Source organism: Kosakonia sp. H7A, assembly GCF_003028445.1.
GTDB lineage: Bacteria > Pseudomonadota > Gammaproteobacteria > Enterobacterales > Enterobacteriaceae > Kosakonia > Kosakonia radicincitans.
On sequence record NZ_PYTZ01000001.1, the window covers coordinates 95,333 to 109,710 of the forward strand.

11 protein-coding genes are annotated in these 14,378 nt (G+C 56.7%); 4 read left to right on the forward strand and 7 right to left on the reverse strand.

The features are described from left to right. Positions 1–3: 3 nt before the first annotated feature. Complete coding sequence (gene yddG, locus CWM66_RS00455; RefSeq protein WP_007375096.1) at positions 4–897, reverse strand: aromatic amino acid DMT transporter YddG; 894 nt, start codon at positions 895–897, stop codon at positions 4–6. A gap of 221 nt (positions 898–1,118) precedes the next feature. Between yddG and fdnG the strand changes: the two genes are divergently transcribed. The 4 genes from fdnG (at position 1,119) to araJ (ending at position 7,122) form a co-directional block, all read left to right on the forward strand. After that, positions 1,119–4,166 (forward strand): formate dehydrogenase-N subunit alpha, encoded by a 3,048-nt coding sequence (gene fdnG, locus CWM66_RS00465; RefSeq protein WP_146159916.1) that lies wholly within the window; start codon positions 1,119–1,121, stop codon positions 4,164–4,166. A gap of 12 nt (positions 4,167–4,178) precedes the next feature. Further along, positions 4,179–5,063: a formate dehydrogenase subunit beta gene (gene fdxH / locus CWM66_RS00470; protein ID WP_007375093.1), complete on the forward strand. Its 885-nt coding sequence runs from the start codon at positions 4,179–4,181 to the stop codon at positions 5,061–5,063. Next, a complete protein-coding gene (gene fdnI, locus CWM66_RS00475) occupies positions 5,056–5,712 on the forward strand; it encodes a formate dehydrogenase-N subunit gamma (protein WP_007375092.1) in 657 nt (218 codons plus the stop codon). The genes fdxH and fdnI overlap by 8 nt, the downstream gene beginning before the upstream one ends. Before the next feature lie 237 nt (positions 5,713–5,949). Next, positions 5,950–7,122 (forward strand): MFS transporter AraJ, encoded by a 1,173-nt coding sequence (gene araJ, locus CWM66_RS00480; protein ID WP_035885691.1) that lies wholly within the window; start codon positions 5,950–5,952, stop codon positions 7,120–7,122. A 40-nt stretch (positions 7,123–7,162) separates the two neighbouring features. Here the strand turns inward: araJ and CWM66_RS00485 are convergent, their stop codons facing one another. The 6 genes from CWM66_RS00485 to CWM66_RS00510 are packed head-to-tail and all read right to left on the reverse strand — an operon-like array spanning position 7,163 to position 14,279. After that, positions 7,163–8,254 (reverse strand): alkylhydroperoxidase domain protein, encoded by a 1,092-nt coding sequence (locus CWM66_RS00485; protein WP_007375090.1) that lies wholly within the window; start codon positions 8,252–8,254, stop codon positions 7,163–7,165. A gap of 9 nt (positions 8,255–8,263) precedes the next feature. After that, entirely contained in the window at positions 8,264–9,253 is a 990-nt protein-coding gene (locus CWM66_RS00490) for a putative FMN-dependent luciferase-like monooxygenase (protein WP_007375089.1), read from the reverse strand. Then, a complete protein-coding gene (locus tag CWM66_RS00495) occupies positions 9,250–10,857 on the reverse strand; it encodes an ABC transporter ATP-binding protein (RefSeq protein ID WP_035943469.1) in 1,608 nt (535 codons plus the stop codon). The genes CWM66_RS00490 and CWM66_RS00495 overlap by 4 nt, the downstream gene beginning before the upstream one ends. Beyond that, positions 10,854–11,705, reverse strand: a complete 852-nt coding sequence (locus tag CWM66_RS00500; RefSeq protein WP_107146114.1) for an ABC transporter permease — start codon at positions 11,703–11,705, stop codon at positions 10,854–10,856. Before CWM66_RS00500 ends, CWM66_RS00495 begins: the two co-directional genes overlap by 4 nt. Next, positions 11,702–12,646 (reverse strand): ABC transporter permease, encoded by a 945-nt coding sequence (locus tag CWM66_RS00505; protein ID WP_007375086.1) that lies wholly within the window; start codon positions 12,644–12,646, stop codon positions 11,702–11,704. Before CWM66_RS00505 ends, CWM66_RS00500 begins: the two co-directional genes overlap by 4 nt. Before the next feature lie 10 nt (positions 12,647–12,656). Continuing rightward, entirely contained in the window at positions 12,657–14,279 is a 1,623-nt protein-coding gene (locus CWM66_RS00510) for a TIGR04028 family ABC transporter substrate-binding protein (RefSeq protein ID WP_071920806.1), read from the reverse strand. Positions 14,280–14,378: the final 99 nt, after the last annotated feature.

Genomic DNA, 14,378 nt, shown 5'->3' on the forward strand with positions numbered 1-14,378 from the left:
CGCTTACGCCGTGCGGGATACCTGGCGGGTCGACCACCAGCAGAGCAGCGACCCGCCGCACACCATCACAGCGCCCTGCCAGAAGGAGAAAGAGAGCGGGGCGTTCAGCATCATGGCGGCCAGCGCCGAAGAGAGCACCGGAGTAAAGTAAGAAGCGGCGGCCAGCACCGTGACATTGCCGTGCAGAATACCGATATTCCACGACGCATAACCAAAGCCCAGCGCCACCGCCGTCATGACTAATTTCACCGTTACCGACAGGCTGAAAACCATCTCCGGTTGCGGTGAGAAGGCATATTTCACCCATAGCGTTGCCGCCGTCAGCAGAACAAACAGCGTAATGCCATTGGCGCCCTGCGCATATTTGGCCGTTACCGTACAATAAATTGCCCAGATAAATGCCCCGGCAAATGCCAGCGCATAGCTGAGCGGGCTGGAAATAATATTTTCCCGGATGTCAGCAATATTCAGACCGTTCTCGCCGCCAAGCACCCAACTAACGCCAAGTAAAGCAAGTAATAGCCCTGGAATAACCCAGAAAGTCGATTTTTGTCCGTTAAATAATATGGCGCAAAGAATGGTCAGGCTCGGCCATAAATAATTGACCATTCCCACTTCGATTGCCTGTTGGCGGGTTGCGGCAAATCCCAACGACAGGGCAAGACAGAGTTCATAGCTAACAAATAACAGGCTGCCGACCAGCAGATATTTGCGAGGGAAGCGCCGTAAATCGGGAAACCCGACGGTAAAGATCAGCAGGATACCGCTCAGGGTATAGATCAGCGCCGCGCCGCCAACTGGCCCAAGACCTTCACTGACAGCGCGGATAAAACCGACCATGGTGCTCCATAATAATACCGCCAGTAAACCAATTAACGTTGCACGTTTTCTGTTCATTGCTGCACTTTATCGGCGAAAACAAAGCCTCAACTTATAACACGAATTAATGACCTGGGGTGAATTCATCACTGCGCCATCTACTCCTTATGGCTTAATAAAATCCGATAAGTGCGACTATTAGGGGTCAGCCATCCGGCGTTATTGATTTACCGCAATTATTTCGCCTGCCGGAATGTTTAGTTTCCCGCCGCAGTCGAAGACAAATAATGAGGAAAGCAATGGACGTCAGCCGCAGACAATTTTTCAAAATCTGCGCGGGCGGTATGGCCGGAACCACAGTTGCCGCATTAGGGTTCGCCCCGAAAATGGCGCTGGCTCAGGCGCGAAATTATAAATTACTGCGCGCAAAAGAGATCCGAAACTCCTGCACATACTGCTCCGTGGGTTGCGGGCTATTAATGTATAGCCTGGGTGATGGCGCGAAGAACGCCAAAGAAGCGATTTATCACATTGAAGGCGACCCGGATCATCCGGTCAGTCGCGGCGCGTTATGCCCGAAAGGGGCTGGCCTGCTTGATTACGTACACAGTGAAAACCGGCTGCGCTACCCGGAATACCGCGCGCCAGGCTCCGATAAGTGGCAGCGCATCTCCTGGGAGGAGGCTTTTAGTCGCATCGCCCGGTTAATGAAAGACGATCGCGAGGCGCATTTCGTGGAAAACAACGCCGCAGGCGTGAAAGTCAATCGCTGGCTTTCCACCGGTATGCTTTGCGCTTCAGCGGCCAGTAACGAAACCGGCATGCTGACGCAGAAATTTGTGCGCTCCCTCGGCATGCTGGCGGTAGATAACCAGGCGCGCGTCTGACACGGACCAACGGTAGCAAGTCTTGCTCCAACATTTGGTCGCGGTGCGATGACCAACCACTGGGTTGATATCAAAAACGCGAATGTGGTGATGGTGATGGGCGGTAACGCCGCTGAAGCCCACCCGGTCGGTTTCCGCTGGGCGATGGAAGCCAAAAATAACAATGATGCCACGCTGATTGTTGTCGATCCGCGCTTTACGCGCACGGCATCAGTGGCGGACATCTATGCGCCCATACGCTCCGGAACGGATATTACTTTCCTCTCCGGCGTGCTGCGCTATCTGATTGAAAACAACAAGATCAACGCCGAATACGTCAAACATTACACCAACGCCGCATTACTGGTGCGCGATGATTTTGCCTTTGAAGATGGTCTGTTCAGCGGCTACGACGCAGAAAAGCGCCAGTACGATAAAACCTCGTGGAACTATCAGTTCGATGAAAACGGCTATGCCAGACGTGACGACACGCTCAGCCATCCGCGCTGCGTGTGGAACCTGCTGAAACAGCATGTCGATCGCTATACCCCGGAAACCGTCGAAAACATTTGCGGTACGCCGCAAGCAGACTTCCTGAAAGTGTGTGAAGTGCTGGCCTCAACCAGCGCGGCGGACAGAACGACCACGTTCCTGTACGCGCTCGGGTGGACACAACACACCGTCGGTGCGCAGAACATTCGTACCATGGCGATGATCCAGTTGCTGCTCGGCAATATGGGGATGGCGGGCGGTGGAGTGAATGCGCTGCGCGGCCACTCGAACATTCAGGGGCTGACGGATTTAGGACTGCTTTCGACCAGCCTGCCGGGCTACCTGACGCTGCCTTCGGAAAAACAGGTCGATTTGCAACAGTATCTGACGGCCAATACGCCGAAAGCGCTGTTGCCGGATCAGGTTAACTACTGGAGTAATTATCCGAAATTCTTCGTCAGCCTGATGAAATCGTTCTACGGCGACGCGGCACAGAAGGAGAACGACTGGGGCTTTGACTGGCTGCCAAAGTGGGATCAGTCTTACGACGTTATCAAGTATTTCAATATGATGGCGAAAGGCGATGTGACGGGTTATATCTGCCAGGGCTTTAACCCGGTGGCCTCCTTCCCGGACAAAAACAAAGTCGTCAGTACGCTGAGCAAATTGAAGTACATGGTGGTCATCGATCCGCTGGTGACCGAAACCGCGAACTTCTGGCAGAACCACGGCGAAATGAATGATGTCGATCCTGCAACCATTGCGACGGAGGTGTTCCGTTTGCCGTCGACCTGCTTCGCCGAAGAAGATGGCTCCATTGCCAACTCCGGTCGCTGGTTACAGTGGCACTGGAAAGGCCAGGATGCGCCGGGTGAAGCGCTGAATGACGGTGAAATTCTCGCCGGGATTTACCACCGCCTGCGTGAAATGTACCGCACCGAAGGCGGTAAAGGCGCAGAGCCGTTACTGAAGATGAGCTGGAACTACAGCCAGCCGCACAATCCACATTCGGAAGAGGTGGCGAAAGAGAACAACGGTTACGCGCTGGCGGATCTCTATGATGCCAACGGACAACTGCTGGCGAAGAAAGGGCAACTGCTGAACAGCTTTGCATTGCTGCGTGACGACGGCTCAACGGCATCATCCTGCTGGATCTACAGCGGTAGCTGGACAGAGCAGGGTAACCAGATGGCCAATCGCGATAATGCCGATCCTTCCGGCCTGGGGAATACGCTGGGGTGGGCATGGGCCTGGCCGCTCAACCGTCGCGTGCTCTACAACCGCGCGTCGGCTGACGTTCAGGGCAAACCGTGGGATGCGAAAAGGATGCTGATTCAGTGGAACGGTACGAAGTGGATCGGTAACGACATTCCGGACTTCAACACCGCGCCGCCGGGCAGCAATACCGGGCCGTTTATTATGCAGCAGGAAGGGCTGGGGCGTCTGTTTGCCCTCGACAAGCTGGCAGAAGGGCCATTCCCGGAGCATTACGAACCGATGGAAACCCCGCTCGGAACCAACCCGTTGCATCCGAATGTCGTCTCCAGCCCGGTTGTGCGCATCTATCAGGACGATGTGAAACGGCTGGGGAAAAAGGAGCAATTCCCGTATGTCGGCACCACTTATCGTCTGACGGAACATTTCCACACCTGGACCAAGCACGCGCGCCTGAATGCGATTGCCCAGCCGCAGCAGTTTGTTGAAATCAGCGAAACGCTGGCTGCAGCGAAAGGCATCAGCAACGGCGATCGCGTACGGGTCAGCAGCAAGCGCGGCTTTATTCGCGCGGTGGCGGTTGTCACGCGTCGGCTGCGCACGTTGCAGGTTCATGGACAGCCGGTGGAAACCATTGGTATTCCGCTGCACTGGGGTTTTGAAGGTGTGGCGCAAAAAGGCTACATCGCCAATACCCTGACGCCGAACGTGGGTGATGCGAACTCGCAAACACCGGAATATAAGGCGTTTTTAGTGAATATCGAGAAAGCGTAAGGGAGCGAGATTATGGCGATGGAAACTCAGGACATTCTTAAGCGCTCCGCGACCAACCCGATCACGCCGCCCCCACGGGCGCGTGATTATAAGGCTGAAGTTGCCAAGCTTATCGATGTTTCCACCTGCGTGGGCTGCAAAGCCTGCCAGGTGGCGTGTTCAGAATGGAACGACATCCGCGATGAAGTGGGGCACTGCGTCGGGGTTTACGACAACCCGGCCGATTTGAGCGCTAAATCCTGGACGGTGATGCGCTTTAGCGAAACCGAGCAGAATGGGAAACTGGAGTGGCTGATCCGCAAAGATGGCTGCATGCATTGTGCCGAGCCGGGCTGCCTGAAGGCGTGTCCTTCTGCGGGCGCGATCATTCAGTACGCCAACGGTATTGTCGATTTTCAGCAGGATAACTGTATCGGCTGCGGCTACTGTATCGCCGGGTGTCCGTTTAACGTCCCGCGCCTCAATAAAGAGGATAACCGGGTCTACAAATGTACGCTCTGTGTCGATCGGGTCAGCGTCGGCCAGGAGCCTGCCTGCGTGAAAACCTGCCCGACCGGCGCTATCCATTTTGGTACCAAAGCGGAAATGCTGGCGCTGGGCGAACAGCGGGTAGAGAAGCTGAAAGCGCGCGGTTACGCCAGCGCGGGGATCTATAACCCGCAGGGCGTCGGCGGCACACACGTGATGTATGTGCTGCACCACGCTGACCAGCCGCAGCTTTACCACAATTTGCCGGAAAATCCGCGTATCGATACCTCGGTCAATCTGTGGAAAGGGGTGCTGAAACCGCTGTCGGCGGCGGGATTCCTCGCCACGTTCGCCGGTTTGATTTACCACTACATCGGAATTGGGCCGAACAAAGAAGTGGATGACGACGAAGAGGATCATCATGAGTAAGTCAAAAATGATTGTGCGCACCAAATTTATCGATCGCGCCTGTCACTGGACAGTGGTGATCTGCTTTTTTCTGGTCGCGCTCTCCGGCATCTCGTTTTTCTTCCCGACATTACAGTGGCTGACGGAAACCTTCGGTACGCCGCAGATGGGGCGCATTCTGCATCCCTTCTTTGGTGTGGCGATCTTCTTCGCGCTGATGTTTATGTTTGTGCACTTTGTGCATCACAACATCCCGGACAAGAGAGATCTGCCGTGGCTGAAAAACATCGTCGAAGTGTTGAAGGGGAATGAGCACAAGGTCGCTAAGGTCGGAAAATACAATGCCGGACAAAAGATGATGTTCTGGACCATCATGAGCATGATAACCGTGCTTCTGGTGACCGGCGTCATCATCTGGCGTCCTTACTTTGCACAGTATTTCCCGATTCAGGTGATCCGCTACAGCCTGCTGCTGCACGCGACATCCGCCATTATTTTGATCCATGCCATCCTCATCCATATGTATATGGCTTTCTGGGTGAAAGGCTCCATTAAAGGCATGATCGAAGGGAAGGTAAGCCGCCGCTGGGCGCAGAAGCACCATCCGCGCTGGTATAACGACGTGGAGCGTCTGGAAGCGAAAAAAGAGAGCACCGAAGGGATCAAGTGACTTTAAACCCGCTCCGGACGCCCGTTCGGAGCGGGTTTTTTATCTATATCGCCAGGCGCATCAATGGCACCCACAACACAGCTTCTTTCCCTGCGCAGATGACCGACATAATCCTGCGGGCTGCATGTTGTTATCTGATTTTATGGATTAATGTGTCAGGCGCGGCTTTTCGTCTGGTCTGCTGTGGTTGAATGGTCAATAATGCCCGCAACACTCTTTTAACAAGTGGTTTGTAGTATGAAAAAAACGATTTTTTCGTTGGCACTTGCGACCTTTGGTCTGGGAATGGCGGAATTTGGCATTATGGGCGTGTTGACGGAACTGGCCTCCAATGTCGGCATCTCGATTCCGTCGGCAGGACATATGATTTCGGCTTACGCCTCTGGCGTGGTGATCGGCGCACCGATCATGGCGCTTGTTTCCAACCGGTTTTCGTTGAAAAACATATTGTTGTTTCTGGTGGTGCTGTGCGTCATCGGTAATGCCATGTTCACGTTCTCCAGCGCTTATCCGATGCTGATTATCGCCCGCTTAATTTCCGGTTTTCCGCATGGGGCAATCTTTGGCGTTGGCGCAATTATCCTGTCGAAAATTGCTCCACCCGGCAAGGTGACGATGGCCGTGGCAGGTATGATCGCTGGCATGACTGTCGCGAACCTGATCGGTATTCCGCTGGGTACATGGATCGGTCACAGCTTTAGCTGGCGATACACCTTCTTACTGATTTCGCTGTTCGACATCGCCGTGATTGTCTCGGTGATCTTCTGGGTTCCGGCGCTGTTTGATAACACCGAAAGCCGCCTGCGCGAGCAGTTTCATTTCCTGAAAAAACCCGAACCGTGGCTGATTTTCGCCGCCACGATGTTTGGCAATGCCGGTGTGTTTGCCTGGTTCAGCTACGTGAAACCATTTATGGTCACTGTCTCTGGCTTCTCCGAAGCCTCGATGACCTTCATCATGACGCTGATGGGGCTGGGAATGGTGCTGGGGAATATGTTCAGCGGCAAGCTCTCCGTCAAATTCAGCCCCTTACGCATTGCGGCGGCAACTGAGTTTTTCATTATGCTGGCGATGCTGGCGCTGTTTGTCGCCGGAGAAAACAAAGTCGGGGCGCTGTCGCTTGGCTTTATCTGCTGCGCAGGCCTGTTTGCGCTCTCCGCGCCGCTGCAAATTATGCTGCTGCAAAATGCGAAGGGCGGTGAGATGTTGGGCGCCGCCGGGGGGCAAATGGCCTTCAACCTCGGTAACGCGGTGGGCGCCTGGTTCGGTGGCTTGATCATCACTTTCGGCCTGACTTATCGCTATCTTACGCTGCCAGCAGCGGTGCTGACCTTTGCTGCCATGAGCGCATTGCTGGTGTATGGTCGGCTGAAAACAAAGCTGAAAACTGAATCTGTCGCGCAGGCATAAAAAAACGGGTAAGCACGACGCTTACCCAGCGGCGACACCTTCAGGGCAACCAGGGTTCCCCCAGCGTAAGCATCAGACGGTTGGCCCAGGCAAAAAACGCGGCGGACTGTAGCAGATCAAGCTGCTGCAAAGTGTCCAGCTCCTGTTCTTTCAGCTTTGCCTGATGCTGCGTTGTCAGTGCCGGTGGCGTCACCGACAGGGCGGCGGCGGCATCAATTTCAGCCTGCCAGCGTGCTGATTGCCCGGCACTCAGAATATCTCCTGGTTGCACAGCAAGCAGCGTCTCTACGGCATTATCATCCTTCGACAACTGGCTGGTTTTGCGCGCATGGACTGAAGCGCAATAGATGCAGCCATTAATTTTACTGGTGACCGTCGCCGCCAGCTCACGCTCGGCGCGCGGCAAGCCGCCAGGGGTGTAGAAGATGCCCTTATCCGTCAACGTGCGTTGCTCAAGCACCGGAAGATTGCGGCCTAACAGACGAAAATAGTCAGAATCGGTATGGCCGAATTTCGCCAGAATCGCCTGTTCAGCCGCTGTAAACTCCGCCAGCGGTTTCGCAGCAATCCACGGTTCCCAGCCCAGTTCCTGCTGAGTAAACTGCACCGGCGCGGGTTTCCCGGTTTGCGTGGTCGGTGTGGTATGCCAGATACCTGCCACCACCGGTTTTCCGCTGGAGGAAACGGGCTTGCCATTGAGCAAACGTAACCCGGCCAGCAGGCGGCTCTGGAAGCTGACAAACGCCACCAGTTGCGCCAGCGTAACAATGCTCTCTTTGTTCCAGCCCGCCGCCGTCAGCGTTTTCAGCGCCTGCGGCGTCGCTTCCACCGGGGAAAAAGTCAGCAACCGTGCGAACTCCAGCGCCGGTGTCAGGCGGGCAGAAGTCGGGTCGGCAAGACCAAAACTGGCGTAATGGGCCGCCAGATCGTTGGCTTCGTGCCACTTCGCCACTTTCGCCGCCACAATAAAGCGTTCGTCCAGCGCAAAGGCGTGCTCCTGGTCACTGAACAGTGCTTCATAGCTGCCCTGGGCATGGCGAGTGGCCGCATCGCGTGTTTCACGCGCACGTTGCAGTTCTGAACCCGCGGCGATCTCCGCCAGCTCAGCAAGAATATCCAGACTTAGCGCCATAGAGGCTCCTTATAGAATGTGCGGAGCGATATGCTCAGCAATCAGTTCAATGGAACGTAACGTGTCGCGGTGCGACGGTTCGACGGAATGCACTTGAAAAGAGATATCGGTGGCGCGGGCCAGGATGGTGTCCTGCGCCAGCGATGCGAGCACCGTTTGCGCATCGCCGATATGCGCGTCAAACTGGCGGATATAATCCGTGACGTTGTCACCTAAAACCGTATGGCCTGCCGCGCGATGTTGCGCGGCCTGGCGGGTCAACCCCGGCGCTGCAATCTTCAGCGCATAGTCGCGGCTGTCGGCGACAAACGCCGTGCGCGAAGCCAGTATGCGCGGCGCAACGCCCGCCGGAAGCGCATCAAGGTAAGCATCCACCATCGGATTCTGGATGGCATTGAGCGTGAGCGAAGGGTTGTCGGCCGGGCGCGGCTGAGTTCGGGACAGCATCAGCCCGTGTCCGCCCCGGCCTGCACGGATTGCGCCGTCAACGGAAAAGGTGGCGATCCATATCCGTTCAGCCAACTGTGGCGCTGGAGGGTAAAGGTGGTTATCCGGGTGCGTCAGCGAATCACCGCGCCAGGCGCTCTGGATCAAGTGCAGCGCATCAGCAAATACCGTCGCCCGTTCATCAATTGTCAGGCCAAAGGGCAGGAAAGAGGTCGCCGTGCCACCCGAGCCAAACCCCACTTCCAGCCGTCCATCGGCCAGCAGATCGAGTACGGCGGCATCTTCTGCCACGCGCAACGGATTTTCCAGCGGCAGGGTGATGATGGCCGTACCAAGGCGGATAGTTTCCGTATGTGCCGCGACGTGTGCCAGAAAGACCAGCGGCGAAGGCAGACCACCTTCATGTTCGTGAAAATGGTGCTGCGCGATCCACGCGCTGTCAAAACCGTACCGTTCCGCATGGCGGATTTGCTCTGTGGCCAGCCGGTAGCGCTCTTTGGGTGCAGCATCGTCAAGCAGACGGGTAAAAAACCCCAGGCGTTTTCGCGTCATGCGAACTCCTCCGTAGCGGGTGAAAGATGGGGAATAGCGTGAATTAACTCGCGGGTATAGTCGTTTTGCGGCGCGGCAAACAGGCTCGCCACGGAACCTTGCTCGACCACGCAACCATTACGCAGCACCGTAACGCTGTGCGCGATGCGCCGCACCGTCGCCAGATCGTGGGTGATAAACAGGTACGTCAACCCCAGTTGCTGTTGCAGTTGCTGGAGCAGGGCGAGGATCTGCGCCTGCACGGTAACATCCAGTGCGGAGGTGGCTTCATCCAGCACCAGAATGCCCGGTTCGAGGATCAGCGCGCGGGCAATAGCCACACGCTGGCGCTGCCCGCCGGAAAGCTCACGCGCCGTACGGTCGAGCAACTCCAGCGGCAACGCAACGCGCCGCGCGACATTTTCCACTCGTGCTTTACGTTCGGCTTTTTCAACGCGTTCAAAGTTCTTCAGCGGCTCTTCGATGATCTCAAACAGTGTCTGGCGAGGATCGAGCGAAGAAAAGGGATTCTGATAGACAAACTGTATTTTGCGGCGCAACTGGCGGCGCGCCTCCTGGCTGAGTTGCGTGGCTTCGATATCATCAATCGTCACCCGGCCGCTGTCGGCCTGCTCAAAGCCAAGCAGAATGCGCGCCAGCGTGGTTTTACCCGAACCGGATTCGCCAACCAGCGCATGCGTGCTGCCGCGCTGCACGGCAAAACTGACGTCATCAAGCGCCTGCAATTGATGGCCTTTGCCCAACGAGAAACGCTTACTGATACCGCTGGCGCGGATCGCCGGAGACGCCAGCGGCCGCCCGGAAACCGGCGCAATCGTCAGCGCATTGCCCTGGAGATCGCTCAGTAGCTGGCGGGTATAAGCATGCTGCGGCGCGCGCAGAATATCCGCCGTCGCACCATGCTCCTGAATCTCGCCGTGGCGAAACACCAGCAGCCGATCGGCGCGCTCAGCAGCCAGCGCCAGATCGTGGGTGACAAACAGCACCGCCGTGCCGGATTCACGGCGAAGTACATCGAGTAAATCGAGAATGCGCTTTTGCACCGTCACATCGAGCGCGCTGGTCGGCTCGTCGGCAATGATCACATCCGGCTGCAGCGCAATGGCTATCGCGATCAACACCCGCTGCTTCATCCCGCCGGAGAGCTGGTGCGGGTACTGTTTCATGCGCTGTTCCGGGTGGCTTAAGCCCACTTTCGTTAACAGCGCCAGCACCTGAGCATCGCGCTCGCGGCCACGCAATTTGCTGTGCAGTCGCAGGACTTCGCCCACTTGCGTACCGATGGTTTGCACCGGGTTGAGGGAATTGCCTGGATCCTGCGGCACCAGGCTGATGCGCGCGCCGCGCAGGGCATCAAGCCGTTTTTCCGACCACGTGCTTATTGTTTCGCCGTTGAGCACAATCGTGCCGCTGTCGCGTCGGGCATTGGCAGCCAGCAGCCCAATAATCGCCTGCGCAGTGGTGGTTTTGCCGGAACCGGATTCGCCGACAAAGGCCAGCATTTCCCCCCGTTGCAGGGTAAAACTCACGTCATGAACCACCTCGCGCCAGACGCCACCGCTGTGGTAGCTGAGGGTTAAATTTTCTACCGACAACACGCTCATACGCGACCTCCACTGAACTGACGGCTGAGCCGGTTAACCGCCAGTACCACGGCGATCACCACCAGGCCGGGAAAGGTGGTCAGCCACCAGGCAGTTGATAAGTAATTGCGGCCTTCAGCGATCAACAATCCCCATTCCGGCACTGGCGGCGGCGTGCCGTAACCGAGAAAGCTCAGGGTGGAGAGGGCAAGGATCGCCTGACCAAATTGCAGCGTGGCAAAGGCCAGCACGGCGGTGAGCGAGTTGGGCAAAATATGCCGCCATAGCACCGACCAGAAAGTACCGCCGCTGCCCCAGGCCGCTTCCACATACTCGGTGTGGCGAATACGCACCACTTCACCGCGCGCCAGGCGGGCAAAGCTGGCAATCGAAGCCACCCCCACGGCAATGGCTGCATTGACGGTGCCGAAGCCAAGTAAAATAATCACCGTCAGCGACAACAACAGCGACGGAATCGACAGCAACACATCCACCAGCCGCATCAGGAAGGATTCCACGCGCCCGGCGAGCGCTCCGGCAATCACGCCGATCAGCGTTCCGGCAAACAGTCCCATCGCCACGGCCGCCAGCGCGGCGGAAAGCGAATGTGAAGCACCGTAGACAATGCGCGCAAAAAGATCGCGCCCCAGTTGATCGGTACCCAACCAGTGACCGGCTTGTGGAGCCAGCCGCTGTGCTCCGGCAATAGCTTCAACCGCGCTGTAATGCGTGAGCAGCGCAGGGAAAAAAGCGGCAACTCCCGCCAGAGCAACCACCGCCCAGGCCAGCCATAATCCCGGCTGCCAGGCGTGCGCGCGCCAGGCGGGAACGTGCTTGCGCGCGGCGGTAGCGTAATCGACCAGACTCATACTGCACCTCCGGTAACGGTTTTCAGCCGCGGGTCAAACCACGGCATCAGCAGATCCACCAGCAGATTAATCAGGACAAACCCCAGCGCGGAGATCATCACTACCGCCTGCAATACGGCAATATCCTGATTGTTCACCGCCTGCTGCGTCAGTTGTCCCAGCCCGCCACGACCAAAGACGGTTTCCGTGATCAGCGCACCGGCAATCAATTCCCCCAGCAACAGCCCGGCGATATTCAGCACCGGCAGCAGGGCATTGCCGATAACGTGCCGCCACAGCACGCCGGTTTCGCTCAACCCTTTGGCGCGCGCCACGCCCACAAACGGCTGAGCCGACACCTGGTCGATACTGCGTAACAAGATCTGCGCCAACGGAGCGGAAATAGGGATCGCCACGGTAATAATCGGCAGGATCAACCCTTGCAACGGCGAAGGGTTAATGACCGGGATCAGCCGCAGCTGGAAGGAAAAAAGCTGAATCAGCGCAATGCCCAGCCAGAAGGTGGGCAGCGAAATAAATAGTACCGGCAAAGATTGGATGACATTACTCAGCCAGCGTAATGCGGGCAACCGCGAGACAAACGCCAGTACAAAAGCCAGCGCCACGGCGAGCGCGAATGCCGGTGCGGCTAGTTGCAGTGTATCGGGGAGATTACTGGTAATCAGCTCGCTCACCGCAACACCGGCCTGTACCGAATAGCCAAAATCTCCGCGCAACATCGCAAACAGCGTATGAAAATATTGTTGCCACAGCGGGCTGTCCGCCCCATAGGCAATACGCATTTCCTCAATCTGTGCCGGGCTAAGCCCGAGGTCGGGATTCTGAAACTTAATCAATACCGCATCGCCCGGCAGCACCTGGAGCAGCACAAAAGAGAGGGTAAATGCCGCCCATAGCACCAGCAGGCCTTGTCCCGCACGCCGCAGAAGATAGTGGCTCATTGCAGCCTCCTCAGTGTTTCGCGATCCACGCGCCGTAGAACGACGGGCGGCCAACGGCTTCGAAGGTTGCGCCTTTCAGCCAGGGCGCACCGGCAAAGACCTGAGGCTCTTCAAAAATCGGGATCACATAAGCGTTATCCAGCAGATAGCGCTGTGCCTCGCCGGTCAGTTGCAGGCGTTTTTGTGCATCGACTTCAGCAGAAATAGAGACCAGCAGATCGTTGAGCTTGTCGTCGCGGAAGCTTTTTACCTTGTCGCTGGAACCGCCTTTTTGCAGCAGCGCATCGCGGTTTGCCGGATAGAACATGCTTTTCACGACATCCGGATCCGCACGCCCAACCTCAGAAACGGTCAGCGGCGTTTTTAGCGGGTCGAGGTTATCCAGCGTGCGGCTTCCGGCGTCGCCAGCTTTAACGCTCAGCGCAACGCCGACCTGTCGCCACTGCTGCGCCACCAGTTGCAGCACCTCTTTGTTTTGCGGCTGCGGCAGGGATTCATACACCGTCAGCGCCAGACGCTGGCCCTCTTTGGCACGAATGCCATCGTTGCCGGCTTTCCAGCCTGCGTCATCCAGTAGCTGGTTGGCTTTGGCCGGATCAAAGGTCAGTTTGTCGCTCAGATCGGTGTAACCGGCGGCAGAGCGGGCAATAACCGAGGTGGCCTGCGGGTAGTTGGGCGAGAAGAGGGTATCGACAACCTGTTTAGTGTTTGTCGCATGGAGCAATGCCTGGCGCACGCGCAGATCGGCGACCAGCGGGTTATCCGGGCGGAAACTGAGGCTGTCATTCACGCCGCGCGTCGGAGCGGCGTAGATCTGAAACCCCTGATCGGTGGCCTGTTTCTCATCGTAAGCCTGCACCTGGCGGATAAATCCGGCCTGGCCTGCCAGCAACGCGCCAATGCGCACGCTGTCTTCCGGGGTGACGATAATTTTGATGCCATCGAGATTGGCCGGGCCTTGCTGGGTAAGATTCTTCGGCCCCCACTGATAATCTTTACGCTTCGCAAGCGTCACTTCGCGCCCCAGCTTTTCATCACTAACGACAAACGGCCCGGAACCGATAATATGACGCGCATCGCCCAGCTCATCAAAGTTACGTTGTAACGTACTCAATGAAACCAGCCCGGAACCGATGGTGGCCGTGCCCTGTAAAAATCCTGGCGACGGCTTTTTGAAGTAGAACTTCACCGTCTGCGCATCCACCACTTCGCTGTGATCATAGTTATTGATCACTTCCGATACCGGTAAACGCTGCGCTTTGTTACCCAGCCCGTACGTGTCGAAATTTTTTGCGACCGCATTGGCATCCAGCGGCGTGCCGTCAGAAAAGGTCACGCCGGGGCGAATTTTAAAGGTGTATTCGGTTTTATCGGCATTCGACGTCCAGCTTTCGGCAATCCACGGTTCAACCTGCAACGTCTTTGGGTTCTGCCAGGTTAGCTTATCGGTGATCTGATTCAGAATACCGCCATTGGGGTAAAAACCGCCCGCCGGAGGATACAAATTGGTGTGCGCCTGCTGTTCAAGATAAATCAGTGTGCCGCCTTTTACTGGCGTATCCACCGCCCAAGCGTGAACGGAAGCGGCCATTATCAGCACCGTCAGTAGCGGCAAACGAAAAGGGGTGTGCATGGTGAATTCCTTTGTTATCTATTGTCTTAATGTCGGATTCATCATCCGGCGCAGGCATTCACAAAGGAACCAAGGAATTGAGATAAGCTTTTCAGAAAA

Bases quoted from the DNA above. Each gene is read 5' to 3' on its own strand.
- CWM66_RS00500 (WP_107146114.1), bottom strand. From the start codon at position 11,705: ATGAGTCTGGTCGATTACGCTACCGCCGCGCGCAAGCACGTTCCCGCC.
- araJ (WP_035885691.1), top strand. From the start codon at position 5,950: ATGAAAAAAACGATTTTTTCGTTGGCACTTGCGACCTTTGGTCTGGGA.
- yddG (WP_007375096.1), bottom strand. From the start codon at position 897: ATGAACAGAAAACGTGCAACGTTAATTGGTTTACTGGCGGTATTATTA.
- CWM66_RS00485 (WP_007375090.1), bottom strand. From the start codon at position 8,254: ATGGCGCTAAGTCTGGATATTCTTGCTGAGCTGGCGGAGATCGCCGCG.
- CWM66_RS00495 (WP_035943469.1), bottom strand. From the start codon at position 10,857: ATGAGCGTGTTGTCGGTAGAAAATTTAACCCTCAGCTACCACAGCGGT.
- CWM66_RS00510 (WP_071920806.1), bottom strand. From the start codon at position 14,279: ATGCACACCCCTTTTCGTTTGCCGCTACTGACGGTGCTGATAATGGCC.
- fdnI (WP_007375092.1), top strand. From the start codon at position 5,056: ATGAGTAAGTCAAAAATGATTGTGCGCACCAAATTTATCGATCGCGCC.
- CWM66_RS00490 (WP_007375089.1), bottom strand. From the start codon at position 9,253: ATGACGCGAAAACGCCTGGGGTTTTTTACCCGTCTGCTTGACGATGCT.
- fdxH (WP_007375093.1), top strand. From the start codon at position 4,179: ATGGCGATGGAAACTCAGGACATTCTTAAGCGCTCCGCGACCAACCCG.
- CWM66_RS00505 (WP_007375086.1), bottom strand. From the start codon at position 12,646: ATGAGCCACTATCTTCTGCGGCGTGCGGGACAAGGCCTGCTGGTGCTA.